This window comes from Variovorax sp. LARHSF232 (assembly GCF_052871435.1).
In genome coordinates this window covers 960,497-985,503 of the sequence record NZ_JBIXJS010000001.1, presented here as the reverse complement: position 1 = coordinate 985,503, position 25,007 = coordinate 960,497, and the positions used below count along the sequence as shown (strand labels likewise).

31 protein-coding genes are annotated in these 25,007 nt (G+C 67.9%); 14 read left to right on the top strand and 17 right to left on the bottom strand.

The window, feature by feature from the left end; translation table 11 throughout:
- Nucleotides 1-20: 20 nt before the first annotated feature.
- Genes ACIPRI_RS04680 through ACIPRI_RS04660 form a run of 5 tightly spaced genes read left to right on the top strand, consistent with a single transcriptional unit; the run spans nt 21 to nt 4,471 of the window.
- Nucleotides 21-1,022 carry a Bug family tripartite tricarboxylate transporter substrate binding protein gene (locus ACIPRI_RS04680; RefSeq protein ID WP_446620381.1) on the top strand — a complete coding sequence of 334 codons (1,002 nt, stop codon included), beginning with the start codon at nt 21-23 and terminating at the stop codon, nt 1,020-1,022.
- A gap of 38 nt (nt 1,023-1,060) precedes the next feature.
- Nucleotides 1,061-1,279, top strand: a complete 219-nt coding sequence (locus tag ACIPRI_RS04675; RefSeq protein WP_446588974.1) for a recombinase-like helix-turn-helix domain-containing protein — start codon at nt 1,061-1,063, stop codon at nt 1,277-1,279.
- 20 nt (nt 1,280-1,299) lie between these two features.
- On the top strand, nt 1,300-2,322 hold the full coding sequence (locus tag ACIPRI_RS04670; RefSeq protein ID WP_446588972.1) for a Rieske 2Fe-2S domain-containing protein: 1,023 nt from the start codon (nt 1,300-1,302) through the stop codon (nt 2,320-2,322).
- Between the two features lie 49 nt (nt 2,323-2,371).
- Entirely contained in the window at nt 2,372-3,343 is a 972-nt protein-coding gene (locus tag ACIPRI_RS04665; RefSeq protein WP_446588970.1) for a PDR/VanB family oxidoreductase, read from the top strand.
- A gap of 33 nt (nt 3,344-3,376) precedes the next feature.
- Nucleotides 3,377-4,471, top strand: coding sequence for a porin (locus tag ACIPRI_RS04660; protein ID WP_446588968.1), 1,095 nt, complete (start codon nt 3,377-3,379; stop codon nt 4,469-4,471).
- Between the two features lie 43 nt (nt 4,472-4,514).
- Here the strand turns inward: ACIPRI_RS04660 and ACIPRI_RS04655 are convergent, their stop codons facing one another.
- Complete coding sequence (locus tag ACIPRI_RS04655) at nt 4,515-4,838, bottom strand: hypothetical protein (protein ID WP_446588966.1); 324 nt, start codon at nt 4,836-4,838, stop codon at nt 4,515-4,517.
- 120 nt (nt 4,839-4,958) lie between these two features.
- Nucleotides 4,959-5,993 (bottom strand): RNA methyltransferase, encoded by a 1,035-nt coding sequence (locus ACIPRI_RS04650; protein ID WP_446588964.1) that lies wholly within the window; start codon nt 5,991-5,993, stop codon nt 4,959-4,961.
- 91 nt (nt 5,994-6,084) lie between these two features.
- On the opposite strand from ACIPRI_RS04650, the gene ACIPRI_RS04645 reads away from it, so the two are divergent.
- Nucleotides 6,085-6,504 carry a hypothetical protein gene (locus ACIPRI_RS04645; protein WP_446588962.1) on the top strand — a complete coding sequence of 140 codons (420 nt, stop codon included), beginning with the start codon at nt 6,085-6,087 and terminating at the stop codon, nt 6,502-6,504.
- Nucleotides 6,505-6,521: 17 nt separating this feature from the next.
- On the opposite strand, the gene ACIPRI_RS04640 is transcribed toward ACIPRI_RS04645, so the two are convergent.
- Both ACIPRI_RS04640 and ACIPRI_RS04635 read right to left on the bottom strand, forming a co-directional pair.
- The gene (locus tag ACIPRI_RS04640) at nt 6,522-7,214 is read right to left on the bottom strand and encodes an isochorismatase family protein (RefSeq protein WP_446588959.1); all 693 of its coding nucleotides are present in this window, start codon (nt 7,212-7,214) and stop codon (nt 6,522-6,524) included.
- 34 nt (nt 7,215-7,248) lie between these two features.
- Nucleotides 7,249-8,118: a pirin family protein gene (locus ACIPRI_RS04635; RefSeq protein ID WP_446588957.1), complete on the bottom strand. Its 870-nt coding sequence runs from the start codon at nt 8,116-8,118 to the stop codon at nt 7,249-7,251.
- Nucleotides 8,119-8,230: 112 nt separating this feature from the next.
- Between ACIPRI_RS04635 and ACIPRI_RS04630 the strand changes: the two genes are divergently transcribed.
- Nucleotides 8,231-9,142, top strand: a complete 912-nt coding sequence (locus tag ACIPRI_RS04630; protein ID WP_446588955.1) for a LysR family transcriptional regulator — start codon at nt 8,231-8,233, stop codon at nt 9,140-9,142.
- A 57-nt stretch (nt 9,143-9,199) separates the two neighbouring features.
- Complete coding sequence (locus tag ACIPRI_RS04625) at nt 9,200-9,451, top strand: hypothetical protein (protein ID WP_446588953.1); 252 nt, start codon at nt 9,200-9,202, stop codon at nt 9,449-9,451.
- Between the two features lie 13 nt (nt 9,452-9,464).
- On the opposite strand, the gene ACIPRI_RS04620 is transcribed toward ACIPRI_RS04625, so the two are convergent.
- Nucleotides 9,465-9,884 (bottom strand): CBS domain-containing protein, encoded by a 420-nt coding sequence (locus ACIPRI_RS04620; RefSeq protein WP_446588951.1) that lies wholly within the window; start codon nt 9,882-9,884, stop codon nt 9,465-9,467.
- 47 nt (nt 9,885-9,931) lie between these two features.
- Nucleotides 9,932-10,315, bottom strand: a complete 384-nt coding sequence (locus tag ACIPRI_RS04615; RefSeq protein WP_446588949.1) for a DUF427 domain-containing protein — start codon at nt 10,313-10,315, stop codon at nt 9,932-9,934.
- A 274-nt stretch (nt 10,316-10,589) separates the two neighbouring features.
- Between ACIPRI_RS04615 and ACIPRI_RS04610 the strand changes: the two genes are divergently transcribed.
- Entirely contained in the window at nt 10,590-10,985 is a 396-nt protein-coding gene (locus tag ACIPRI_RS04610; RefSeq protein WP_446588948.1) for a TraR/DksA family transcriptional regulator, read from the top strand.
- A gap of 30 nt (nt 10,986-11,015) precedes the next feature.
- On the opposite strand, the gene ACIPRI_RS04605 is transcribed toward ACIPRI_RS04610, so the two are convergent.
- From ACIPRI_RS04605 to ACIPRI_RS04560, 10 genes are all read right to left on the bottom strand, one after another.
- Nucleotides 11,016-11,594: a DUF2894 domain-containing protein gene (locus ACIPRI_RS04605; protein ID WP_446588947.1), complete on the bottom strand. Its 579-nt coding sequence runs from the start codon at nt 11,592-11,594 to the stop codon at nt 11,016-11,018.
- Nucleotides 11,591-12,247: an OmpA family protein gene (locus ACIPRI_RS04600; RefSeq protein ID WP_446620380.1), complete on the bottom strand. Its 657-nt coding sequence runs from the start codon at nt 12,245-12,247 to the stop codon at nt 11,591-11,593. Before ACIPRI_RS04600 ends, ACIPRI_RS04605 begins: the two co-directional genes overlap by 4 nt.
- Before the next feature lie 2 nt (nt 12,248-12,249).
- Entirely contained in the window at nt 12,250-14,265 is a 2,016-nt protein-coding gene (locus ACIPRI_RS04595; protein ID WP_446588945.1) for a DUF802 domain-containing protein, read from the bottom strand.
- Nucleotides 14,266-14,283: 18 nt separating this feature from the next.
- Nucleotides 14,284-15,063, bottom strand: a complete 780-nt coding sequence (locus tag ACIPRI_RS04590; RefSeq protein ID WP_446620379.1) for a DUF3348 domain-containing protein — start codon at nt 15,061-15,063, stop codon at nt 14,284-14,286.
- Between the two features lie 87 nt (nt 15,064-15,150).
- Complete coding sequence (locus ACIPRI_RS04585; protein ID WP_446588943.1) at nt 15,151-15,957, bottom strand: class I SAM-dependent methyltransferase; 807 nt, start codon at nt 15,955-15,957, stop codon at nt 15,151-15,153.
- Nucleotides 15,958-16,027: 70 nt separating this feature from the next.
- Nucleotides 16,028-17,179, bottom strand: a complete 1,152-nt coding sequence (locus ACIPRI_RS04580; protein WP_446588941.1) for an ABC transporter substrate-binding protein — start codon at nt 17,177-17,179, stop codon at nt 16,028-16,030.
- A gap of 69 nt (nt 17,180-17,248) precedes the next feature.
- Nucleotides 17,249-17,986: a tRNA (guanosine(46)-N7)-methyltransferase TrmB gene (gene trmB / locus ACIPRI_RS04575; RefSeq protein WP_446588939.1), complete on the bottom strand. Its 738-nt coding sequence runs from the start codon at nt 17,984-17,986 to the stop codon at nt 17,249-17,251.
- Nucleotides 17,983-18,873: a tRNA glutamyl-Q(34) synthetase GluQRS gene (gluQRS, locus tag ACIPRI_RS04570; protein ID WP_446588937.1), complete on the bottom strand. Its 891-nt coding sequence runs from the start codon at nt 18,871-18,873 to the stop codon at nt 17,983-17,985. Before gluQRS ends, trmB begins: the two co-directional genes overlap by 4 nt.
- Nucleotides 18,870-19,958, bottom strand: coding sequence for an NAD(P)/FAD-dependent oxidoreductase (locus ACIPRI_RS04565; RefSeq protein WP_446588935.1), 1,089 nt, complete (start codon nt 19,956-19,958; stop codon nt 18,870-18,872). Before ACIPRI_RS04565 ends, gluQRS begins: the two co-directional genes overlap by 4 nt.
- A 56-nt stretch (nt 19,959-20,014) precedes the next feature.
- Nucleotides 20,015-20,968, bottom strand: a complete 954-nt coding sequence (locus tag ACIPRI_RS04560) for a LysR family transcriptional regulator (RefSeq protein ID WP_446588933.1) — start codon at nt 20,966-20,968, stop codon at nt 20,015-20,017.
- A 163-nt stretch (nt 20,969-21,131) separates the two neighbouring features.
- Between ACIPRI_RS04560 and ACIPRI_RS04555 the strand changes: the two genes are divergently transcribed.
- The 5 genes from ACIPRI_RS04555 (at nt 21,132) to ACIPRI_RS04535 (ending at nt 24,159) form a co-directional block, all read left to right on the top strand.
- A complete protein-coding gene (locus ACIPRI_RS04555; protein WP_446588931.1) occupies nt 21,132-21,833 on the top strand; it encodes a pirin family protein in 702 nt (233 codons plus the stop codon).
- Between the two features lie 52 nt (nt 21,834-21,885).
- A complete protein-coding gene (locus ACIPRI_RS04550) occupies nt 21,886-22,329 on the top strand; it encodes a DoxX family protein (protein ID WP_446588929.1) in 444 nt (147 codons plus the stop codon).
- Nucleotides 22,330-22,347: 18 nt separating this feature from the next.
- Nucleotides 22,348-22,896 carry a flavodoxin family protein gene (locus ACIPRI_RS04545; RefSeq protein WP_446588927.1) on the top strand — a complete coding sequence of 183 codons (549 nt, stop codon included), beginning with the start codon at nt 22,348-22,350 and terminating at the stop codon, nt 22,894-22,896.
- A gap of 14 nt (nt 22,897-22,910) precedes the next feature.
- Nucleotides 22,911-23,813, top strand: a complete 903-nt coding sequence (locus ACIPRI_RS04540; protein ID WP_446588925.1) for a pirin family protein — start codon at nt 22,911-22,913, stop codon at nt 23,811-23,813.
- A 133-nt stretch (nt 23,814-23,946) separates the two neighbouring features.
- Complete coding sequence (locus ACIPRI_RS04535; RefSeq protein WP_446588923.1) at nt 23,947-24,159, top strand: hypothetical protein; 213 nt, start codon at nt 23,947-23,949, stop codon at nt 24,157-24,159.
- An 18-nt stretch (nt 24,160-24,177) separates the two neighbouring features.
- On the opposite strand, the gene ACIPRI_RS04530 is transcribed toward ACIPRI_RS04535, so the two are convergent.
- Complete coding sequence (locus tag ACIPRI_RS04530) at nt 24,178-24,963, bottom strand: sulfurtransferase (protein ID WP_446588921.1); 786 nt, start codon at nt 24,961-24,963, stop codon at nt 24,178-24,180.
- Nucleotides 24,964-25,007 lie beyond the last annotated feature (44 nt).

Below are 25,007 nucleotides of genomic sequence, written 5' to 3'. Positions count from 1 at the left end.
GCAAGAACCCGACCATCGCCATGAATCGCTTCCCGCAATTTCTTCTGAAGAATTTTTCTGCCGCAGCGCTGGCCCTGGCGGCCACGCTCGGCCCCTCGCATGCCCAGACCGATGCGCACAAGCAGCTCGCCTCCGAGCGCTTCACCCTGGTCGCGCCTTTCCCGCCGGGCGGCCCGATCGACACCTTGGCGCGCGTGCTGTCCGAGGGCCTGGCCAAGCGCTACGGCCAGGCGGCGGTGGTGGAGAACGCAGCCGGCGCGGCCGGCAACATCGGCATGGACAAGGTCAAGCGCGCCAGGGGCGACGGCCACACGCTGCTGGTGGTGCCGGCCGGCAACCTGACCATCAATCCGACCTTGATGCCGAACTTCCCGTTCAAGATCGAGCAGGACTTCGTGCCCGTCACCATGCTGGCCAAGGCGCCCAACGTGCTGGTCGCTGCGCCGGCTTCCGGCATCAAGAGCGCCAAGGAACTGGTGGCCATGGCCAAGGCCAAGCCGGGCACCTTGTCCTACGCCTCGCCGGGCGTGGGCAGCGGCCTGCACCTGGCGGGCGAGCTGTTCAAGCAGCAGGCCGGCATCGACCTGCTGCATGTTCCGTACAAGGGCACCGCGCCCGCGCTGAACGATGTGCTGGGCGGCTCGGTGCCGCTGATGTTCTCCAACCTGCCGGCCACCTTGCCCTTCATCAAGAACGGCAGGCTGGTGGCGCTGGGCATCACCGAAGCCAAGCGCAGCCCGGTGGCGCCGGAGATCCCGACCCTGGCCGAGCAGGGCATCCAGGGCGTCAACGTCACCTCGTGGTATGGCCTGCTGGCCCCGGCCGGCACGCCGCCCGCAGTGGTGGAGCAGCTCGCCAAGGACGCGGCCGAGTTCCTGTCCAAGCCCGACGTGGCCGAGCGCCTGAAGGCCCAGGGCATGACCAACGCCACCATGACGCCGGCCGCCTTCTCCGCCGCGATGCGCGACGAGACGGCGGTGTGGGCCCGAATCATCAAGGCCCGCAACATCGTTGCCGAATAGGCAAGCAGCTCGTTTGTAGAAATCCGAAGGAGGCCCCCATGACCGATCGCTTTCTGAACCCGCACCAGGCGCGCCAGCGCACCCCAACCACCTACGAAGACCTGCTGGGCGACGCCATCGAGCGCGCCTTTGCTGCCGGCATCCACGACCTGCCTGGCCTGGTGCAGGCGCTCAACGACAGCGGCCTGGCCAGCCCCACCGGCGAACCCTGGACCGAGGCCAACTACCGCGAAGCCATGGCCGCGCTGGCCGCCTGAACGCACACGAGGAAATCCAAATGACCACCCCCCACGCTGACCCGGTCGACCAACTTTTGGAAATCGGCCTGAAGGATCTCTGGTACCCGATTTGCCCATCGAGCTTCATCAAGGAGTCGCCAGTGTCGCTGCGCCGCCTGGGCCGCAAGTTCGCCTTCTGGCGCGATCAGGCCGGCAAGCTGCATGCGCTGGAGGACCGCTGCCCGCACCGCGGCGCGCCACTGTCGCAGGGCGTCATCCTGGGCGACCGCCTGTCCTGCCCCTATCACGGCGTCGAAGTGCGCTGCGATGGCGTGGTGACCCGCGTGCCCGGCAGCCCTGGCTGCAAGCTGGAAGGCTCGCAGGCCACGCGCTTTTTCCACGTGGAAGAGAAGGCCGGCGCGGTGTGGCTCTACAACAGCAGCGAATCGGTCGCCACGCCGCCGCCGCTGGTGCTGCCCGAGGAGCTGACCGACGACGCGCAGTACGCGCACTTCCTGTGCTACGCCGAATGGAAGGGCGACTACCGCTACGTGCTGGACAACGTGATGGATCCGATGCACGGCACCTTCCTGCACAAGCAGTCGCATTCGATGGCCGAGGGCGACTCCACGGCCAAGTTCGGCGTTCGCCAGACCGACACCGGCTTCGTCTTCGAGAAGGAAGGCCAGCGCAACGTCAACTTCGACTGGACCGAGTGGGCCGATACCGGTGTGCACTGGATGCGCCTGGAGATCCCCTACCCGAAGACGGGCGGCCCCGGCGGCAACTTCATCATCGTCGGCAGCTACACGCCGGTCTCGCCCACGCTGTCATGTGCCTTCCACTGGCGCGTGCGCAAGCTCGCCAAGGGCTGGGAGCGCGACACCTGGCGCTTTCTGTACAAGAACCGGCTGGAGGCTCGTCACTGGCATGTGCTGGAGCAGGACCGCGTGCTGATCGAGAACATGGAGCTCGATGCCAACCAGCACGAACAGCTCTACCAGCACGACCTGGGCATCGTGCGCCTGCGCCGCCACCTGAAGGGGCTGGCGCAGCAGCAGCTGCAAGGCACGGCCATCTGACAGGCCGCTTCGTTTTTCGTCTTTCTCTTGTGTCTCTCCGAGGTTCGCCATGTCATCCCCCACGCTGACCGCCCTGGTTCACACCATGCGCCATGAAGCTCAAGGTATCGTCAGCGTCGAGTTCCGCCCGGCCACGCCGGAAGTGGATTTCCCCGCCTTCGAGGCCGGCTCGCACATCGACCTGCACCTGCCCAACGGCCTGGTGCGCAGCTATTCGCTGTGCAACCCGGCGAGCGACCGGCAGCGCTACGTGGTGGGCGTGCTGAACGACCGCAAGAGCCGCGGCGGTTCGCGCTACGTGCACCAGCAGCTGCGCGTGGGCAGCACCATCCAGATCTCGCATCCGCGCAACAACTTCAAGCTGGAGGAGGACGCCAGCCGCTCGGTGCTGGTGGCCGGCGGCATCGGCGTCACGCCCATCTGGTGCATGCTGCAGCGCCTGGCCGCGCTGGGCCGGCCGGTGGAGATGATCTACTGCGCGCGCAATCGCCAGGAAGCGGCCTTTGTCGACGCGATTGCGACGCTGGCCGCGGAGAAGTCGATTGCGCTGAGCTGGCACTTCGACGAAGAGAAGGGCGCCCCCCCCGATCTGGCCGCCATGCTGGAAGGCAAGGGCGCCGACAGCCACTACTACTGCTGCGGCCCCACGCCCATGCTCGACGGCTTCGAGAAAAGCTGCGAGCAGCTGGGCTACCCGCATGCCCACATCGAGCGCTTCGCCGCGGTGCATGTCGAGGCGCCGGCCGCCACCGAAAGCTACGTGGTCGAATGCGCCAAGAGCGGCAAGAGCGTGGAAGTGCCGCCCGGCAAGTCGATTCTCGACAGCCTGATCGAAGCGGGCCTGAACCCCGACCACAGCTGCAAGGAGGGCGTCTGCGGCGCCTGCGAGACCGTCGTGCTGGAAGCCGGCGAGATCGAGCATCACGACGGCATCCTCACCAAGCTGGAACGCGAGTCGAACAAGACCATGATGATCTGCGTGTCGCGCTGCAAGCGCGGCCCGCTGGTACTGGATATCTAGCCTCCCTTTCTCACCCCCCCAAAAGAAAATCAGATGAAGAAGACCCTTGTGGCTGCGGCCGCATGCATGGCCGTGGCCGGCGCTTGCGCGCAATCGAGCGTGACGGTGTTCGGCGTGCTCGATGCCGCCATCACCTACACCACCGGCTCCGGCCCCGTTTCAGCCAGCAAATGGCAGCTCACCAACAGCGCCAACAGCTTCAGCCGGCTGGGTTTTCGCGGCACCGAGGATCTGGGCGGCGGCCTGGGGGCGGGCTTCTGGCTGGAAGCGGGCGTGCAGAACGACACCGGCACCGGCTTTCCGACCAACACCAACAACCAGCTGAGCGGCAACGTGCCCTCCGGCGGCCTGACCTTCAACCGGCGATCCACCGTCAGCCTGTCGGGGCGCTTCGGCGAATTGCGGCTGGGCCGCGACTACACGCCCGGCTTCTGGAACACGGCGATCTTCGATCCTTTCGGCACCGGCAGCGGCATCGGCGCCAACCAGATCTACTTCAGCGGCCTGGGCGGCGTCATCGCACCCACCGGCACCCGCGCGTCGAACAGCGTGGGCTACTTCCTGCCGGCGGGCCTGGGCGGCTTCTATGGCCAGGCGATGTACGCGATGGGCGAGAACCCGTCGAACACGGTTCCGGCCGCGGCGAAGGACGACGGCGACTACGCCGGCCTGCGCGTGGGCTACCAGAGCGGGCCCTTCCACGCGGCCATCGCCACCGGCACCACGCAGTACGCCAGCGGAGACCTGCGCGTGTCGAATCTGGGCATCTCCTACACCTTCGACGCGCTGATGAACCTGAAGCTGATGGGCGAGTACTACGACGAATCGCTGGGCCCACTCGGTGGCAAGGGTGCACTGCTCGGCTTCATCCTTCCGCTGGGCGCAGGTGAAGTGAAGTTTTCCTACGCGCGCTACGAGCGCGAGCTGGCCGACGCGGCGCTGCCCAAGCCGACCACCTCGAAGCTGGCGCTGGGCTACGTGCACAACCTGTCCAAGCGCAGCGCGGTCTACGCCACGGTGGCGCGCATCGCCAACAGCAACGGCGCAGCGCAGGCGCTGACTGGCGCCATCACCTCGCCCGGCGGCTCGTCGACCGGCACCGAGTTCGGCATGCGCCACGCCTTCTGATGACGAAGACGAAGACGAAGGCGCCGGCGTTGCGCTGCGCGTGCTACTGCTGCCTGATGTGCTTCGAGGCCGCAGCGTCCTTCGCAGTGCGCCACCATGCCAGCAGCAGCTCGAAATTGCCATCGAATGCGCGTTTGAGCAGCGCTTCGCTCACGTAGGAGCAATGCGCCGCGGTTGCCATATCGAGCAACTGGCGAGATGCCGCCAGATCGCACGCCAGATAGACATGCTTGAGTTCGTCGATGGGCGGCGCAGGGAGATCGCTCGACGTCGCGGCCTGCGCAAATGCCATCGAAGCGCAGATCGCCAGCGCTGCCATCGGTGCCATCGCCACAAGACTTTGGCCGTGTCGATTCGAATGCATCATCACCTCCTGTCGAGGGACTTCCGCGAACCATGACAAGCACGCCCACCATAGCCGAATGCGCTGGCCGCGGCGTCCTCAGGATCGATGAATACAAAAGCTGGTGACCGCCGTGCCGCCGCCTCATGCCAGCGAATGCGCCACCCGGACGGGTATTCGAATTTCCGCGGCTCTTGCGCGCAACTGTCCACAACCGCCGTCGACATCCTGGCCAGCGGATTGCCGAAGCTTGGTCAATATGCCGCGCTGGAGCAGGGTGCGGGCGATTTGCGCGCAGCGCTCGCCTGAAGGGCGACGGAAGGCCACGCCATCCACCTTGTTGAAGGGGATCATGTTCAGCACGCCGTACTTGTCGGAAAGCAGCTTGACGATGCCTTCGATTTCGTCATCGCCGTCGTTCACGCCTTCCAGCAGCGTCCACTGGTACTGGATGGGGTATCCCGAAATCCGGGCATAGCGCTCGCCGGCGTCCACCAGTTCTTCGGGCGTCATCGCCGGTGCACGCGGGAGCAGCTGCCGCCGCAGGTCCGCCTTGGTGGTGTGCAGCGAAAGCGCCAGCGCCGGCTTGACGCGTGCCAGCGGCAGGCGCTCGAACGCGCGCGGATCGCCCACGGTGGAGAACACCAGATCCTTGTGGCCGATGTTGCCGGCCGTACCAAGAAGATCGATGGCCTCCAGCACGTTGTCGAGGTTGTGGGCCGGTTCGCCCATGCCCATGAACACCACCTTTCGCACCGGGCGGCGCGACCGGGCGAGAGCGACTTGCGCAATCATCTCGGCGCTTCCCAACTGGCGCACCAGCCCGCCCTGGCCGGTCATGCAGAACTGGCATTGGACGGCGCAGCCGACCTGGGACGAGATGCAAAGGCCAGCCCGCGGCAGCAGGACGCTTTCGACCGTCTGGCCGTCGGCCAGGGCCACCAGCAGGCGTTCCGAGCCGTCGGCGCCGGGATGGATGGCGTGAATGCGCGCCAGGCCAGCCAGGTCGGCCTCGATGGAGGGCAGCGCAGCCAGCAGCGATGACGGGAAGAAGGTCTCGGGCTTGCGCTTGCCGGCGTCTCGCGCAAGGGCATTGGACCAGAGCCGCAAGACCCGGTGCTCGTGGCTGGGACCGGCGCCGGCTTCCCGCAGACGCAGTTTGAGTTCGTTGATTCGCATGTGCAGGCCAGGTCGGTGCATCGGATTTTCTCATCCCCGACATGCGTCGGCTGTGCGAGGATGGCGACCGTGCTTTGCGGGGGGCCGCCTGATGCTGATTCCATGGCGACGTCGAGTCATCCTGTTCGTCCAGCGCTTCTGGCAGCCGACCAGCGCCTGCATGACCTGCATGCCCGGGAGCCTGGGCAACATCCTGAGCATCCCCCACTGGGCATTGGCGCTGCAGACGGGCTTGTTCACCGGCATCCTCGCGCTGCTCCTGAGCTTCACGCCGGCCAGGAAGCTCTTTGCGAATCGCCATGGCAATGCAACGCTGGTCGGCCTGCTGACGATGGCCGGCGACACCTTCTCGCACCCCGGGCACTACGGCATTCCGGGCCTGGAGGCGGTGGCGACGGGCATCGTCTCGGGCCTGATCGCCCTGGCCGGCTCGTATCTGTTCGAGGACCGTGCCCGCAGGCTGCGGGCACTATGGGCGAGGATGCGCGGGCGCGAGCAAGCCGACCTTTAGACGTTTGCTCGCACGGATCACTGGCGCTGGGAATCCAGCTGTTCGTCGCTCTTGGCCACCGCCTGCGCTTTGCCGTAGCTTTCGATCAGCAACTGGTACTCGGGGAAGATGCGCGTGTAGACCTCGGCCCATTGCTGCGCGTCGGGACGGTGCCAGGTGCGCTGGATCTCGGAGGCGACGGCGGCGGTGTCCATGGGCACCACGCCGGCCTGCACCACGCGGGCCAGCGTGATCTCCTGGGCCATCTTCGAGTAGGTGCCGGATGCGTCGACCACCGCGAAAACCTTGTAGCCCTCCTGCACCGCGCTGATCGCCGGAAAGGCCATGCAGACGCTGGTGATGGTGCCGGCAATGATCAGCGTCTTGCGGCCGGTGGCCTTGACCGCGGCCACGAAGTCCGGGTTGTCCCACGCATTGATCTCGCCTTTTCGTGCCACGTACTGCGCATGCGGCGCGTTCTCGTGGATCTCCGGAATCAGCGGGCCGTTGGGGCCCTGCGGCACCGAGGCTGTGGTGATTACCGGCATCTTGGCCAGCGTGGCCATCCTGGCCAGCGCCGCGGCGTGGGCGCGCAGCTTCGGCATGGGCATGTCGTTGACGGTCTGGAACAGGCCGCTCTGGTGGTCGATCAGCAGCATCACAGCATCATCGGGGTCGATGACGGGACGCGCACCGTTGAAGTTGGCGATGTTGTTGGCGGGCAAGGTCATGGTGCTCTCCTGGGTTGATAAAAAGTAGAAAGGTTCAGGCGGCGATGCGCCCGAAGCGTCCGCTGCGGAAGTCGGCGTAGGCCTGCGCGATCTGCGCATCGCTGTTCATCACGAAGGGGCCGCTGCCGACGATGGGCTCTTCGATCGGCTCGCCGCCCAGCAGCAGCAGCACGGCATCGGTGGCGGCTTCGATCTCCAGCGTGTCGCCCTCGCGCGCCAGGTGGGCCATCTGCGCGTCGTGCAGCGGCTGCCCATTGACCGTGACCGTGCCGCGCAACGCCACCAGGGCGGTGGTATGGCCGGCCGGCAGGAGCAGCTGCGCCTTGCCGCCCTGCACCAGGCGCAGGTCCCAGACGTTGATGGGCGTGTGCGTTCTCGCCGGGCCTGCATGGCCGTCGAACGCGCCGGCGATGACGCGCACGCGGCCAGCCCCCTGCGGCAGCTCGACGCTGGGAATCTGCGCATCCAGCAGGGTCTGGTAGCCGGGCTCGCCCATCTTGTCGCGCGCCGGCAGGTTGACCCACAGCTGCACCATTTCCAGCTGTCCGCCGCGGCGCGTGAAGTCCCGCGAATGGAACTCCTCATGCAGGATGCCGGAGGCGGCCGTCATCCATTGCACATCGCCCGGACCGACGAGGCCGCCGGCGCCGGTCGAGTCGCGATGCTCGACCTCGCCCTCGTAGACGATGGTCACGGTCTCGAAGCCGCGATGCGGATGCACGCCCACGCCGCGCGGCTGCTCGGCCGGCTCGAAACGGGCCGGCCCTGCGTGGTCCAGCAGCAGGAAAGGGCTGAGCTCTTGCGCGCCCTGGCTGCCGTAGCTGAACAGCGAGCGAACCGGAAAACCGTCGCCCACCCAATGCGGCCGGGGGGCGCTGTACACACCAAGAATCTCTTTGCGCATCTGCTTCTCCTTGTTGCCAAGCCCCGGAAATGAGGCATGGGAGAAGCATAAAAATAGAACGACAACTGCGGTAGTGGGCAATAATTGTCCGCAGAGTTCTACGAATGGAACGATGAGCGTGCCCGACCTGAATGACCTGTACTACTTCGCCCAAGTGGTCGACCACGGCGGCTTCGCGCCGGCAGGCCGCGCCCTGGGCGTGCCCAAGTCCAAGCTGAGCCGCCGCATCGCCCTGCTGGAACAGCGTCTGGGCGCCCAGCTGATCCTGCGGTCCACTCGCAGCTTCGCGGTGACCGAGGTCGGGCGCAGCTACTACGCGCACTGCCGCGCCATGCTGACCGAGGCCGAGGCCGCCGAAGAGTCGGTCGCCATGACGCACGCCGAGCCGCGCGGCGTGATCCGCATGAGCTGCCCGGTGGCGCTGCTGGCGACGCGCGTCGGGGAAATTCTGGCGGGTTTCCTGGCGCTGTACCCGCGCGTGGAACTGCATCTGGAAGAGACCAACCGCCGGGTCGACGTGGTGGCCGAAGGCATCGACCTGGCCGTGCGCGTGCGCCCGCCGCCGCTGGAGGACAGCGAACTGCTGCTGCGCGTGCTGTCGGACCGCGGGCAATGCCTGGTCGCCAGCCCGAAGCTGCTGGCGCAGTTCGGCGCGCCCACCGGCCCGGCCGACCTGGCGCGCCTGCCCAGCATGGACCTGGGCCAGCCGCAGGACGAGCATCACTGGGTCTTGAACGGACCTGGCGGCGCGCGCGCTGAAGTCCGGCACCGCCCGCGCTACGTCACGGGCGCCATGCTGGCGTTACAGGCGGCGGCAGTCGCGGGCGTGGGCATCGTGCAGCTGCCGCGCATGATGCTCGGCGAAGCCTTCGGCCGCGGCGAACTCGTGCCCGTGCTGGGGCAATGGGAACCACGGCGCGAGATCATCCACCTCGTCTTTGCTTCGCGCCGGGGACAGTTGCCGGCGGTGCGGCTCTTGATCGACCACCTGGTGGAGCAGTTCGGCGCGCTGGAGGAAGATTGATGGATGCTGCGATCATCGAGGCAGCCCCCACCCACCGATCACGAGATTCATCAAGCCATGGCCGCCGCCTTCGACACCGCCGACTACAAGCTCTTTCCCTCGCCGCGCAACGTGCACCGCGTGGTGTTCGAACACCAGGTGTTCGTGCCGTACCCCTATGCGCTGATCGACCTGCCCAGCTACGACCTGAAGGGCCGCTATTCCCTGTTTGCCGCCTGCCGCCTTTCCGACGGCAAGATGGGGCAGCTCGTCACGCTCGAGCAGGCGGACGACGCCGTGAAGTTCCAGGCGAAGTTCGTGCCGGACTGAACCCGGCCGCCGCTCAGGCGTGCTCCGAGATCTCGCCCAGCGCCTTGGCCGTTTGAACCGGCTTTGCCTTCTTGGCGGCGAGATCCCCCAGGGCCACGATGCCCACCAGCCGCTTGTCGCGATTGACGATCGGCAGGCGCCGGATCTGGTGCTCGCCCATGATGGCTGTGGCGCGTTCGACCGGCTCGTCTTCATAGGCCCAGCGGATGCCGTCGGACATCACGTCGCGCACCTTGACGTCGACACCGCGGCCCTCGGCCACGGCTCGCACGACGATGTCCCGGTCGGAGATGGAACCGACCATGCGGTCGTTCTCGCCCACCGGCATCATGCCGAAATCGCCGTCGCGCATGCACCGCGCCGCCTCGGTGATTGGCGCGTCCGGGCTGATCACTTGCACATCGCGGCTCATCACATCCTTGATCTTTTGCATGGCAATTTCTCCTGGTCGGTTAAACACGTTTGCGTGGGTTGAGAGAGTCAGGCCTTCGGCCTGACGCGGATCTCCGGAAACTTGTCGTCGTAGAAGGCGAGCCTGTCCTTCAGCGCCAGATGCTCGTCGAAGGGGTCGCGGTAGGTCCACACCGCATCCTTCAGGCGCCTTTCGCCGAGCTTCAGGCTGTAGTAGCTGGCCGTTCCCTTGAAGGGGCACTCGGTGGTGGTGTCCGAGCTTTCCAGCTTGTCCATCATCACGTCCGAAGGCGCGAAGTAGTAGCGTGCGGGATACCCGTCCTCTTCGAGCTTGATGGCGCTGTTCGCGCTGGCGACAACGACGCCCTCGACTTCGACTTCCAGCGGCTGCTGAAGCTGCTCTTCCCGGATCTTGTGGTCGGGCATCTTTTGGTGCCCAGGTGACTTGCTCATTTCGCTCTCCTGTTTGAATGCCGCCCCCGATTGGCCAGCAGGCAGCCTGCCGCCGGGCCGGCGTCGTGGTCGAACTCCTGATCGAAGTGAACAAATGGTGCGCGCCCGATGAATTCCGTGCGTGTGAGCCGGCACGCCTATTTGCGTAGGTCTTTTTCCATGCCTTCGCTCGCCAATTTCTTGCGCGGTGCCGGCGTCAAGAGCCGGCCTTGTCCTACCCGCAAGTGCTCCGCTGCGTACAGCGGGGGGTGCGGCTGCGTGCCAAGGTGGGAACATGAACCAAGCGCTGAACCATGAGCAGCTGGCCAGCCTGCGCGCGCAGCTGGACGCGCGCGAGGTGCAACTGCGCGCCGAGGTCCGCACCTTGGCGCAGGAAGCCGCCGAGGCCACGCCGACGACGCGCATCCCACGCGAGATGGTCGGCGACATCGGCGATCAGGGCGAAGAGCGAATGCGCGACGCCCTGCGCCATGCCGAGCGGGAGCGGGACGTCATGGAGCTGCGCCAAATCGCCGATGCCAAAGCGCGCATGGACCAGGACCGGTACGGCGAGTGCATCGACTGCGGCCAGTCGATCCCGCTGGCGCGCCTGCAGGCGCAGCCCTTCAGCGAACGCTGCCTCGCCTGCCAGCAACGCTTCGAGAAAAGCCGGCAGACGCAGGCTCTCTGAACGCCGTGGGCGAGGGCCTGTTCACAGGCCCTACTTACCGCGCGCGCTCTTGCGCTGTCGCGTCGAGGGTGCCTGCGATGCCTTCTCCGCCGCGGCCGAAGCAGGGCCAGCGCTGTTCAGCGGGTCCAGGCCCATCAGGGCATCGACGTACGACACGAAATGGTGGAAGTAGTCCGGCGACGCATCGCGCATGGCGCTGAGCGCGCGGTGCACCAGCTGGTGCGAATTCAGGGGGCCGGCCTTGTCCGGCACCTTGGCCAGCGATTGCGTCAGGCGCTTGTCGGCGCTGAGCCTGGACCAGGTGCTGCGCAAATAGCGCAGCGCTTCCGGCTCGCCGGCGGCATCCAAGGGGGTGGTTGCCGTCGCCGCGTTCTGCGCGATGTAGTGGGCGAGCTGGGCCAGGGGACCGCCGGTCCGGGTGGGCGTTGGGGCCGTCATGGTGGCGCCTGCCTGCGCGGCGCCCGCATGTTCCACTGCCTGCTCGTGGGCCGCCTTCAAAGCAGCCAGCCGGGCGTCCAGGATGCGGCGCGCTTCGCCCTCGTGCGCCTGCGCGCGCCGGGTCATCGCTTCGATCATTCGAAGACGCACCGGGGCGCTGTTGCCTGTCATGCCGCCTTCTTGGCCGGCGTGCGCGAAGGCCGCGGCGTGGGCGCCATTTCCACGCGCCGGTTCTTCGAACGCCCCTCGGCATCGGCGTTGGACGCCACCGCCTGCTCGGCGCCGAAGGCCGCGGCAAAGACCGAGGATGCGGGAACGCCTTCCTCGATCAGCGTGCGCGTCACCGTCAGGGCGCGTTGCGCCGACAGCTCCCAGTTGTCGGCAAACTGGCGGCTGCTGCCGCGCACCTGCCGGTCGTCGGTGAAGCCACTCACCATCAGGATGTCGTCGCGCGCTTCAAGATAGGCAGTCAGTGGTGCGGCCAGGCTCTTGAGCAGCTGCCGCCCTTCGGGCTGCAGTTCGGCCGAGCTGGAGGCAAAGAGCACACTGCCGCTGATGCCGATGCGCCCGTTGTCCAGGGTGACGCGGCCGGCGGCCAGCGGGCCGGCCAGGGCCTGCTCCAGCGTCTTCAGGCGCTGCGCCGCAGCCTCGCGCTGCTTGACCTCCGCCTCCAGCTTTGTCGCGAGGTCCAGTTGCATGCCGATCACGCACACCAGGATCAGCACGAAGGCGCCCAGCAGACCCGACATCAGGTCGCCGAAGACGGCCCAGACGGGCGCGTTCGCCTCGCTGCCGGCGTCCAGTTCGTCGCTGCTGCCGGGCATCGTCATGCCACGCTGCCTGCCGCCGCCTTCTGGCCGGCGATCTGCTGCAGGTCTTCGACGATCTGCTTTTGCGAGCGGATGCTCAGGTCGACCACTTCACGGGCCTGCGCCACGTAGTAGTCGAGCTGTTCGTCGCTGCGGGTCATGACCTTGGTCAACGCCCCTTCGATGCGCTGCAGATGCGTCGCCAGCTTGTCGTTCGACTGGCTGAACAGATCCACAGCCGCGCCGAAGGCTTCGCCCAGGCTGGCCACCTCGACGGCGCTGGCCGAGACTTGCGCAGTCACGCCGGCCAGTTTGCCGGCCTGCGCGTCCGCCACTTCGGCCAACTTGCCGGTCTGCGCATCAGCCGCTTCGGCGAAGCGCGTGCCCACGCGCTCCATCAGGTCGGCCGATGCCGCCACCAGCGCGTCGATGGCGGCGCGCTGCTCGGTGGCGGCGTGGTTCACCGCGCCGAGCAGGGTGTCCAGCGTCGTGAGGATGCGCTCGCGTTCTTCCAGGAGGCTGTTGTCGCGCGCCATGCTGTCCGACAGCTTCTGGCGCAGCTCGGCCATCACCTCGGCGGCGGCGCGAGGCGCCTCGGACGCGGCCTGCACCAGCTGCGCAATCTCGGCGATGGTGCCGCGCGCATGCGCTTCGGTCTTGGCCGAGATGTCATCCGCCGTCTGCGCCAACGTCTGGCAGATGGCCTGCTGCTGGCCCAGGCTGCGCTCGCCGGCCTGCTGCCATTCCTGCTGCAGCGATGCCGCCATGGCTTGCAGCGAATCGGACCAGGCGGCCAGGCGCTGCTGGTCTTTGGCGGCGATGTTTTCATGCAGGCTGGCGTGCGCCGTGCCCAGGGTTTGCAGCAGCGAAGCCGCGTGTTGTTCCAGGCTGGCGGTCGCCGCCACCAGGGCCTGCTGCGTGCTCGCCGACAGTTGCCCGCTCACCTGCTCGTGCTGAGTGAGGGCCGCGCGCCAGTTGGCCGACAACTGCTCGACAGTGGATCGCAGTTGCGACGACACCTCGCCCATGGTGGCCTGCATCTGCGACGACACATGGTCCATGGTGTGCTGCGTTTGCGCCGACACCTTGTCGACCAGCGTGGCCGACCGGCGTTCGAAGGTGTCGGCGACGGCGTTCATGGTGCTTTCCACCACCGGCTGGATGGTGGCGCCGGCGGCGCGGGCGCTTTCGGTGAGGCTCTCCTTGAGCGACTGGCCGACAGACGCGGCCAGGCTGGAATAGGCCTGCTCGGCCTTGGCATGGAAGCCGTCCTGGTTCGCGAGCAGGCGCTCGTTCAGGCTTTGGCCCTGCCGCTCCAGCGCCGTCATCATGGCGTGCAGTTTGTCGATCAGCGCGGGCATCAGCTGGCTTTGCTGCTGCAAGAGCCTGAAGGATTCGTCCCGCTGATGCGCCTGCGAGAACACGCGCAGGTCGGTGGCGATGCGCGCGTCGAGCAGTTGCGCCACCTGCAGCCGGTCGCGCCGGCAAAGCGCCGCCATCAGGCCCAGCATGGCCGAGGCGGCGATGCCTGCCAGCGAGGTGCCGAAGGCCAGGCCCAGGCCCTGCACCGGGGCCGCCAGCGAGGAGCGCACCGCCTGCATGTCCGACGCGCTGGCCAGTGCCGTGCCGGTGCCGCTCAAGGTGACCACCATGCCCAGGAAGGTGCCCAGCATGCCCAGCAGCACCAGGAGGCCCGTGAGGTAGGGCGTGAGGGCCGGGCCGGGCAGGCCGACGCGCTCGCCTTCGATGCGCAGGCGCACGGCGTTGCGCAGCGACGGGTGCAGGCGATCCAGCCACGCGCCCAGGCTCGCCGGCGGCGAGGCCGGCACGTCAGACACGGCGCCTTGCAGCGAGGCGGTGGCCAGGTGGAAGCGCCGCAGTTCCAGCGCACCCATCAGGAAGAAGGCGCCGATGACCAGCGTGACGGCCAGGGCCAGCGGGTTGGAGGCGATGTAGCCGGCGCCGGCCCAGCCGATGGCGACCAGGCCCAGGACGAAGGCGAAGATTTGGAGAGGAAGAGAAGATCGGTTCATGGAGCTTGAGGCGCAGCTCTAGGCGCGAAGGGCTTGAAGCAGCCCTTCGACCGGTTGATATCGGAGTTCCAGTTCGGCCAGCAGCACGCCTTGGGCGTCCTTGCCGAATCGCTGCAGCCAGGGGGCTGCTTCTGAGGTGGAAGCGTCTGGGTTGTCGGCCTGCTGCGCCTCATGCTGGCGGCGCAGGCGTTCGAAATACTTTTCCAAGAGGGCGGGCAGTCCGGCCAGCAAGCGGCGCTCCTGCTCACCCAGCGCCTGTTCCATCACGGCATCGATGGCTGCAAGCCGGCCCAGGGCGGGGGACTTGCGGGCCGCCAGCCTGGACCGCAGCTTTTCGCGCAAGGGGCCGATGGCGGCGTCCATGGCTTGCTGGCGGGCGTGGTAGCGCAGGCGGTAGGGGGTGAAGTCGGTGAAGTCGGGTGTGGCATCGGCCGGCAGGGGCGCCGGTGCCTGGGTTGGCGTTGCTGCCGCCTTGCCGGCGGGCCGGCGGCTGATGGCAGTTGCGAGTGGCGCGAACACGCTGTCCTCGGCGATGGACTTCGTCAGGGCGGCCCGTACGCGCGCGCATTCGCCTTCCTCGGCGTTGGCCGGGGAGACGCGTGCGTCGGCGGACGGCGCTGTCGCAGGAGCAGGACTGCCATTCAATGCCGTCGAAAGGGCAATGGCATTCGTCCAGCCGAGCCATTGGCTCAGTCGATCCGCGAAAGCTTGAGGGGATTCGGGAACCTCGACCTCGGTGAGTCGAGCGAGCAGGCGAATCAGCGCCGGGCCGGTGAAATCTGTGCGTCGCTGTAACACTTGCACCAATACCGCCAGGTGGGAAAACCCAGCAGTTTACCCGGCCGGGCGTCCTCGACCGGAGGGCTCCATGTCCGGCTGTGGCCCTCAGCGCGCCTGAGCCCGCGTCAACAGGTAGTCCTGCCGCACGAAGTTGTCGGCGAAATAGGGCTCGATCAGTGCATCGAACTCGGCGCGCAGTGCGGCCAGCCTGTCGGGCGTGCCTGAATTGGCTTCCATCAGCTTCTGGATCGGGCCGACCGAGCGTTCCATGAACAGGCGGTAGTGCGCCAGGCTGAGCGCCGGAAAAGCCATGATGCCGCGCTCGAAGAAAGGCACGCCGAAGCGCTCGCCCAGGCGCTCCGCCACGGTGGGCGGATGGCCCCATTGCGGCGGCGGCGCGGCGCCGGGCGGCGGAGGCGGCGAGTTGCGGCCGACGAAGGCGAACATGCGGCCGATGACGTGCTCGGGCGGCCAGGTGGCGAAGGCGACGCGCCCGCCCGGCTTGAGCACGCGGCGCATCTCGGCCACGACCACCTCGGGACGCGGCGCGAACATGTGGCCGAACTGGCTCAGCACCACGTCGAAAGAGGCGTCGGCGTAGGGCAGCTGCTCGGCATCGCCTTCGGTCCAGACGATGTTCTCCTCCTGCTGCGCGATGCGGGCGTTGTCGCGCGCCTGCTCCAGAAGCTCGGGTGTGAGGTCCAGGCCGGTCACCTTGGCGCCTGCCCGGGCGGCGGTGAGCGCCACGACGCCGGTGCCGGTGCCAACGTCGAGCACCGTTTCACCGCGGGCGATGCCCGCGAATTTCACCAGGTGGCCAGCCACCGGCGTGGTGAACATGGCCGTGGGCGTGAAGGAGGCCCACATCTCGCGTTGCTTGGCCTTCAACTCCGCAAAGGGATCCTGGGTCATGGCGTTCTCCATGCTTTGGCTGGGAGAGCACTTTAGTCCTCGTGGCGCCAAAGACAAGGCGGCTTAGGCCCTAGCGGATCACCCGCCCGTCCGCCGTCACGGTCACCAGGTCGATGGTCCAGGCCGGATCACGCACGCCGGCGCGCAGATGCAGGCGAAAGCCGCCCACGTCGAAATCGCCCAGGCCGGCCAGCGCCTTCTGCAGCCCGGCCCGGTTCAGGCCCGGTCCGGCGCGGCGCACCGCTTCGCCCAGGGTCTTGGCGGCGATGAAGCCCTCCAGGCTCTCGTAGCTGGGCGACTGGTCGGAGTTGTCGATGGCGGCGAGGTACTCGCGCACGATCGGAATGGCTGCGCTGCGCGGCGAGGGCACCACCTGGCTGATCACCACGCCGCGAATGTCCTTGCCCAGGGCGACGAACAGCGGGTCCATTCCGACCACCGAGAAGTTCATGAAGGTGCCGCCGTAGCCGCCCTTGCGCATGGCGCGGATGAAGGCGGCGGTGGTGTTGAACAGCGATGCCTGGATCACCACCTGCGGCTTGCTGGCACTGATGGCGGCCACCGCGGCGTCGACCTTGGTGCTGTTGACCGGCACGAAGGCGCTGGCCACCGGCGGCGCCAGCTTCAGCTCTTTCATCGCCTGCTCGACGGCCGCCAGGCCGGCGCGGCCCATGGCGTCGTCCTCGCCCAGCACCGCGATGCGGGTGTGGCCGATGGTGGCGCAGTGCTGCACCATCTTGAAGGCCTCGTCGGCCATGCCGGGGCGCACGTGAAAGACCTGCGGGTTGGAGGCGTCGCGCAGCGAATCCGCGGCGGCGAAGGGCGCCAGCAGCACCGCGCCTTGCTCCTTGGCGGCGGCGGCGGCGGCGCTGCAGCTGGCGGTGCCGACAAAGCCGAACAGCAGGTCGGCGCCGTCGGCCAGCAGCTTTTTCGCGTTGGCGGCGGCGCGCGCCGGGTCGTAGCCGTCGTCCAGCTGGCGCAGTTCCAGCTCCAGTGGCGCGTCCTTCTTCTCGTTGAAGGCGTCCACGTACAGCTTGGCGCCGGCAGCAAAAGCCAGGCCGATCTCGCTGGCGGCGCCCGTCAACGGCACCGACTGGCCGATCACCAGCTTGCGGCCGCCCGGCGCAGCCAGCGCGACGGTGCTCCAGCCGGCGCCCAGGGCGCTCAAACCCAGCCCGGCGGCTGCGTTGATCAACAGATTGCGGCGCCTGGCGCTGTGCATGGTGGCCCTCCTGACATTTTGTAACCTTTACATCCTACGCAAAGGTGATGCCACGGGGCGCCAAACGCGTCAGGTTTTCGTGAACAAAACGTCGTAAACGCCGTGTCCGAGCTTGATGCCGCGGTTCTCGAACTTGGTCAGGGGCCGATAGAAGGGCTTGGGGGCGTAGCCCTCGGGCGAGGCATCGGGGCTGATGCGCAGCAAGGGCTCGGCGCGCAGCACCTCCACCATCTGCTCGGCGTAGGGCTTCCAGTCGGTGGCGCAGTGCAGGTAGCCGCCCGGTGCCAGGCGCTCGGCCAGCTTCTTCACCAGCGGCGGCTGGATCAGGCGGCGCTTGTTGTGGCGCGTCTTGTGCCAGGGGTCCGGAAAGAACACGTGCACGCCGGCCAGCACGCTGGGCGCCAGCATGTGGTCGATGACGTCCACCGCGTCATGCGCGCAGATGCGGATGTTCGTCAGGCCCTGTTCGCCGATGCGCTTGAGCAGCGCCCCGACGCCCGGCTCATGCACCTCGCAGCACAGGAAATTGTTCTCCGGCATCAGGCCGGCGATGTGGGCCGTGGCCTCGCCCATGCCGAAGCCGATCTCCAGCACGGTGGGCGCCACGCGGCCAAAAGCGGCCGCCAGGTCCAGCCGCTCGGCCCGATAGGGCAGCAGGAATTGCGGGCCATACAGCGCGTAGGCGCGGGCCTGCCCCTCGGTGGTGCGGCCGGCGCGCTTGACGAAGCTCTTCAGGCGGCGGTGCAGGGGATGGGGCTTGTCGTCTTCAGGCGCGGGCGCCGGATCGGTTTCACGGGGGGGATTCATAGAGGCCCGGGATTGTAGAGATCGCGCCATTGCGCCACCCAGCCGCTGCGCTCATCACCCCGCAGGCCAAGCGCCCGGGCGGCGGCGATCAGCGCCGCCTGGGCGGCTGCTGGCGTGGCAGTGTCGATCGCGGTCGCCCCGCTCTGTTTGGACAGCTTGCTGCCATCGGCGGCCAGCACCAGCGGCGTGTGCAGGTAGCGCGGTGTGGGCAGGCCCAGCGCGCGCTGCAGCAGGATCTGGCGGGCGGTGTTGTCGGCCAGGTCCTCGCCGCGCACCACGTCGGTGACGCACTGCTGGCCGTCGTCCACCACCACCGCCAGCTGGTAGGCCCAAGGGCCGTCGGCGCGCTTGAGGACGAAGTCGCCCACCTCTCGCGCCACGTCCTGCAGCCGCGGGCCCAGGCGGCGGTCGGTCCAGGCGATCGGGCCCTGGGCGCCCTGGAATTTCGTCGCGGCAAAGCGCCAGGCTCGCGCCTTCTTGCCATGCAGCCCGTCGCGGCAGGTGCCAGGGTAGACGCGCTCGACATGGCGCGTATGCGCGACACCCTGCCGCGCCAGCGCCTCTTCGATGTCCTTGCGTGAACAGCCGCAGGGGTAGACCAGGCCGCCCCGCTGCAGCTGCGCCAGGGCACCGACGTAGAACGGCGTGCGCTGCGTCTGCCAGGCCGGGGGCTCGTCCGGCAGCAGCCGGCAGGCCGCCAGCTGCCGCAGGATCAGCGCGTCCATGCCCGGCAGGCAGCGCTCGGTGTCGGCATCCTCGATGCGCACCAGCCAGCGCGCCTTGGGCCCGTGGGCGCGCACGTCCAGCCAGCTGGCCAGTGCGGCGACCAGCGAGCCGGCATGCAGGGGGCCGGTGGGTGAGGGAGCGAAGCGACCAGTCGGAATCAATGCACGGCAAGGGCCAGAGAGAGGCCGGAGAGAAAAGCTTCTTCCACGCGGTGCCCGGTGCACCAGTCGCCGGCGGCGCCCAGGCCGGTCTTGGCGTCCCACAGGTGCGGCTGACCGGCCGGCACCAGGGTCTGGGCTTCGGGCCAGCAGCGGGTGTGGGCATAGCTGGGCTCGGTGCGGATGCCGGTGATCTCGGCGAAGGCACGCAGCAACTTGGCCTGCACGCGCGGGGCGTCGTCCTGCAGGTGTTCCTGCGACCAGTCGGCGCTGGCTTGCAAGGTCCAGCGCTCGATCACCTGGCGCCCGGGCTTGGAGGATTCGCGCGCCAGCCAGGCCACCCGGTGGTGCGTGCTGCGCGCCGCGTTCCATTGCGGGCCCAGGTGCGACAGGGTGGGCTGGTTGGCGTTGGGGAAGGCAATCATCAGGCTCCAGCACGGCGCCACCTTGACCGGCGCCAGATGCTGGCTCAGGGCGGGCGACAGCTTGCCCAAGAGGCGGCGCGCCGGATTGGGCGGCGTGGCCAGCAGCACCGCGTCGAAGCCGGAATAGACGTGGATGGACTCGTCCTTCTCGGCCAGGGTGCGCAGCTGCCAGCGGGCCGGGTCGAGCGCGTCGCGCTCGATGTGCGTGACCTGGGTGCCGGTCTGCAGCGACTCGCCCAGCGGCCGCGCCCAATAGGCGACCAGCGCGTTCATGCCGGGCTGGGCGACGAAGTGCGGCTCCGGCCGGGGCAGCGAGGCTTCGGCCACCCGGCCCCGGGCGTCCAGCACCCGCACCGCGTTGGCGCTCCAGGGGCGGCACAGTTCGGGCGTGGTCTGCAACACCCGCTTGAAGCGCGGATCGCGTACGGTGAAGTACTGCGCGCCGCTGTCGAAGCTGCCGAAGGGCGAGACCTCGCTGGCCATGCGCCCGCCCGGCTGCGCGCCACGCTCGAACACGGTCACACGGTGGCCCGCCTGCACCAGGGTGCGCGCGCAGGCCACGCCGGCAATGCCGGCGCCGATGACGGCAAAGTGCTTGCTGGCGGACGCGGATGCCGGCTTCGCCTTTTTCGGGCGCTTCTGAGCGGTCGTGCGGAGGGTCATGCTTTGTCTCTCGTGATGGGTGTGGCAGTCCGACGGACTCTAACCGGCTTGCGCGATCAACGGCCCCGATGGTTTTCCAGCAAGGCGCGGCGCGTGCCTTCGTGTTCGAAACGCGCCAGCCACCACTGCAGTGCGTGGCCGGGGCTGCCGCTGGCCGGCACGCGCCAGGCGCAGTGCATTTGCCCCAGCGGCGGGGCGCGCTCGGTCGTGCATTGCACCAGGTGCCCAGCCTCGATGTAAGGGCGCGCCATCGGCTCGGGCAGGAAGCCACCCCCCAGGCCGTGCAACTGCGCCGCCAGCTTGGCGTGCATGCTGGGCACGGTGAGCACGTCCTGTCCGCTCACCAGGTTCACCGTCATGCGTTCGCCGGTACGCGAGGAGTCGGCGGCGGCGACCGCGCGATGGCTGCGCAGCAGCTCGTCGCTCAGCGGCACACCGGCCTTGGCCAGCGGGTGATGCGGCGCCACGCAATAGACGAAGCGCAGCTCGCCCAGGGAGCGGCTGCGGATGCCGGCGGCGGTGAAGGACAGGCCGGCCGCATTCACCACCGTGCCGATCGCCAGGTCGGCCTGCCCGCTGGTGAGGGCCTGCACGGTGCCCAGCAGGGTTTCGTCCAGCAGCTTCAGGCGCGTCGGCGGGTTCTGGGCGTAGAAAGCGCTCACCAGTTCCAGTACCGGGTCGCGCGCGATCACCGTGTCGATCGCGATGGTCAGCTGCGCCTCCCAGCCGGTGGCCACGCGGCGCACCCGGTTGGCCACCGCGTCGATCTCGCCCAGCAGCCACGCGCCCTCGCGCAGCAGCTCGGCGCCGGCTTCGGTGATGCGGGCCTGGCGCGCGCTGCGGTCGAACAGCAGCACGTCCAGCGCGTCCTCGATCTGCCGGATGCGGTAGGAGAGGGCGCTGGGCACCAGGTCCAGCGCGCGCGCCGCGCCGGCAAAGCTGCCGTACTGAGCCACGGCCTGCAGCATGGCCAGGGCGTCGGGGGTGAGGGCATCGCGGGCGGTGGTCATGGCGGCTGACGGTTCAATCGTTCAAAAGATTTGAATGATGCCTTCAAATGTGCCCGCTCGCGAGGCCTATGGGCCGCCCTAAAGTTCCACCCATCGCGGCGCATCCGGCGCGGCTTACGAGAGAGCCCAGGGCCAAGGGGCCTGATGGGCAAGGAGTGAAACGATGCTTCAAATTCGCAGATCGCAGGAACGCGGCTACGCCGACCACGGCTGGCTGCGCTCGTACCACAGCTTTTCCTTTGCCGGCTATTTCGACCCGGCCCACATGGGCTTCGGCAACCTGCGCGTCATCAATGAAGACCGGGTGGCGGCCGGCGCCGGCTTTGGCACGCACGGCCACCGTGACATGGAAATCATCAGCTACGTGCTGTCGGGCGAGCTGGCGCACAAGGACAGCATGGGCAATGTCGAATCGATCCCGCCGGGCGACGTGCAGCGCATGAGCGCCGGCCGCGGCGTGATGCACAGCGAGTTCAACCACAAGCCCGACCAGACCACGCACTTCCTGCAGATCTGGATCGAGCCCAAGGTGAAGGGCGTCGCCCCCGGCTATGAGCAAAAGAGCTTTGCAGAGGACGAAAAGCGCGGGCGCCTGCGCCTGGTGGCTTCGCCGGACGGCAGCGATGGCTCGGTCAGCGTGAATGCCGATGCGCGCCTGTATGCCGGGCTGTTCGACGGCGCCGAGGAGGCCACGCTGGCACTCGATCCGAATCGCAAGGCCTACGTGCACCTGGTGCGCGGCGAGCTCGAGGTCAATGGCCAGAAGCTCAGCGGTGGCGACGCCGCCAAGCTGGAAGGGGAATTGCAAGTGCGTTTGTCGGCGGGCAAGGACGCCGAAGTGCTGGTGTTCGATCTCCAGTCTTGAAGTCCCTGTCGCCTTTCTCTTTTCAACTATTTTTTCAACCAGGAGTTCATCCATGTCCAACTCGATCACCGCCACCGCTTCCAACAACAAAGCCGATGCGCTGCCCGGCAGCGACCTGCTCGCGCTGGCGGGCCGCCTGCTGCTGGCCTACCTCTTCATCCCGGCTGGCTTCGCCAAGCTGATGGGTTTTGCCGGCACGGTGGGCTACATCAGCTCGGTCGGCCTGCCGCTGCCGTCGCTGGCCGCCGCCGTGGCGATCGTGGTCGAACTCGGTGCCGGCATTGCACTGCTGTTGGGCTACAAGACGCGCATCGCCGCCATCGTGCTGGCGGCGTTCACGCTGGTTGCCTCCTTCTTCTTCCACGCTTTCTGGGCCGCGCCGGAAGCCATGAAGATGGTTGCCACGCTGCTGTTCAACAAGAACATCGCCGTGGTGGGTGGCCTGCTGGCCCTGGCTGCCTTCGGCCCCGGCCGCCTGTCCATCGACAAGAAGTGATGGACCTACACTTCGCCGATGCCTGACATCGTCGTCGTCTTTCATTCCGGATACGGCCACACGCAGCGCCTGGCGCAGGCGGTGGCCGATGGGGCCGGCGCTCACCTGATCGCCATCGACGCCGAGGGGAACCTTCCCCCCGGCGGCTGGGAGGCGCTGGCGGCGGCCGACGCCATCATCTTCGGCGCGCCCACCTACATGGGTGGCCCAAGCTGGCAGTTCAAGAAATTCGCCGACGCTTCTTCCAAGCCCTGGTATGTGCAGACCTGGAAGGACAAGCTCTTTGCCGGCTTCACCAACAGCAGCGCGATGAACGGCGACAAGCACGCCACCATCGCCTACTTCTGGACATTGGCCATGCAGCACGGCGGCCTTTGGGCCGGGCTGGGCATGCTGCCTTCCAACGACAAGGCGGCCACCCGCAACTCGCCCAACTACGTGGGGGGCTATGCCGGCGCGCTGGCCACGTCGCCCACCGACGCCAGCTCCGCGGAGATGGCCAAGGGCGACCTGGAGACGGCGCGCGCCCTGGGCGAACGCGTGGCGGCACTTGCCGCGAAGTTCTAAGAACGGAGTCCACGATGGAACTGCTGAAAGCACACGACAAGGACCTGGGCGGCGGCTTCATGGTGCGGCGCCTGCTGCCCGCAGCGGCCAAGCGCTCGGTCGGGCCCTTCGTCTTCTTCGATCATTTCGGTCCCGCGACCGAGCACCCGGGCCGCGTGCACGACGTGCGCCCGCATCCGCACATCGGGCTGGCCACCGTCACCTACCTGTTCGAGGGCGCGATGATGCATCGCGACAGTCTCGGCAGCGAACAGGAGATTCGACCCGGCGCCATCAACTGGATGACCGCCGGGCGCGGCATCGTGCATTCCGAGCGCAAGCCCGAGCGCTTGCTGAACGCCGAGTACGTCAACCACGGCCTGCAGCTATGGGCCGCGCTGCCCAAGGAATTCGAGGAGATCGAGCCCAGCTTTTCGCACACCGGGGCCGAGGCCATCCCCGAGGTGCAGGCGCAGGGCGCCCAGGTGCGCGTGCTGATCGGCGAGGCCTTCGGCGTGCGATCGCCTGTCAAGACTTTTGCGCCCACCCTCTACCTCGACATCGCGCTGCCCGCCTTCGGCAGCCTGAAGCTGCCCGCGCTGGCGCCGGAACTGGCGCTCTACGTGGTCGAAGGCCTCATCGCGGTGGACGGCGAAGTGGTGCCGCCCTTTGCCATGGTGCTGCTGCAGGAAGGCCAGGAGGCCGAATTGTCCGCAGTGGGCGATGGCGCGGTGCGCGCGGTGATCCTCGGTGGCGACCCGCTCGACGGCCCGCGCTTCATGGCCTGGAACTTCGTCTCCAGCAGCCGCGAACGTCTCATGCAGGCCGGCGCCGACTGGTCGGCCCAGCGCATGGGCCAGGTGCCGGGCGAAACGGAATTCATCCCGCTGCCCGAGCATCCCTTCTCCGATCGCACGGCGCCCTCGGCCGTGAAATAGGCCAGTTCGGTCTACCGCGCGACGGCGTGGCGTTGGTAGTACGGCGCTACTACTTGGTCAAGGTGCTGCAGCGCCGCCACACCGGGCCGCGCGCGCGACACGATCGCTTCATCAGCGCGCGAAAATTCGCGCAATGGATCTTCAGTCTTTGCCCGATGAGGTGTTGGCCGCCCAGGCAGTGCAATGGCGCACCCGTGCCCTGCATGGCGAGAAAGGTGCGAACGGCCTCGCCCACGAAATGGAGCGCGAGCTGCGCCGCCGTCATGGCGTGCCGCCCACTTTGAGCGCGGACGCGCGGTCGCCAGGCAAGGGGCTGGCCCCTCGATGGGCGTTCTGGCGGCGCTGACGTCCGCGTACGCTGCCGCTACTGCTTGATCGCGATATCGGGATCGTCCGAGGCGCGCGCGCTGATGCCGTTCTTGCGCGCGCGAAGGTCGGGCGCCAGCGCCTCGCGGCCGTCGAAGACGAAGCAATCGCCGCTGTAGTGGGCGCCGCCCACTTCCTCGAAATACTTCAGGATGCCGCCTTCGAGCTGCAGCACGTCGGGCAGGCCCTGCTCGTGCATCAGGATGGCGGCCTTCTCGCAGCGGATGCCGCCGGTGCAAAAGCTCACTACGCGCTTGCCCTGCAACTGTTCGCGGTGCTCGGCCAGCGCCTTCGGGAATTCGGTGAACTTGCCGATGCGCCAGTCGATGGCGTTGTCGAAGGTACCGAAGTCCACCTCGAAGGCGTTGCGGGTGTCCAGCAGCACCACCGGCTTGCCCTCGTCGTCATGGCCCTGGTCGAGCCAGCGCTTGAGCGTCCTGGCTTCCACGCCGGGCGCGCGGCCGGCGGCCGGCTGGATGGCGGGGTGGTCCATGCGGATGATTTCGCGCTTGAGCTTCACCAGCATGCGCCGGAAGGGCTGCGCCAGCGACCAGCTTTCCTTGACCTCCAGGTCGGCAAAGCGCGCGTCGGCGCGCAGGAAGGCCAGGAATTCGCCGATCGCTTCCGGTGCGCCGGCCATGAAGAGGTTGATGCCTTCGCCGGCCACCAGAACGGTGCCACGCAGGTCCAGGGCCAGCGCTCGGGTCAGCAGGCGTTCGCGCAGTTCGTGGCCATCCTCGATGGCGACGAACTTGTAGACGGCAATGTTGAGTACTTCGATCACGGGGCCGTCATTCTAGGCGGCGCCCAGGCGGGCCCTTTCCAGTA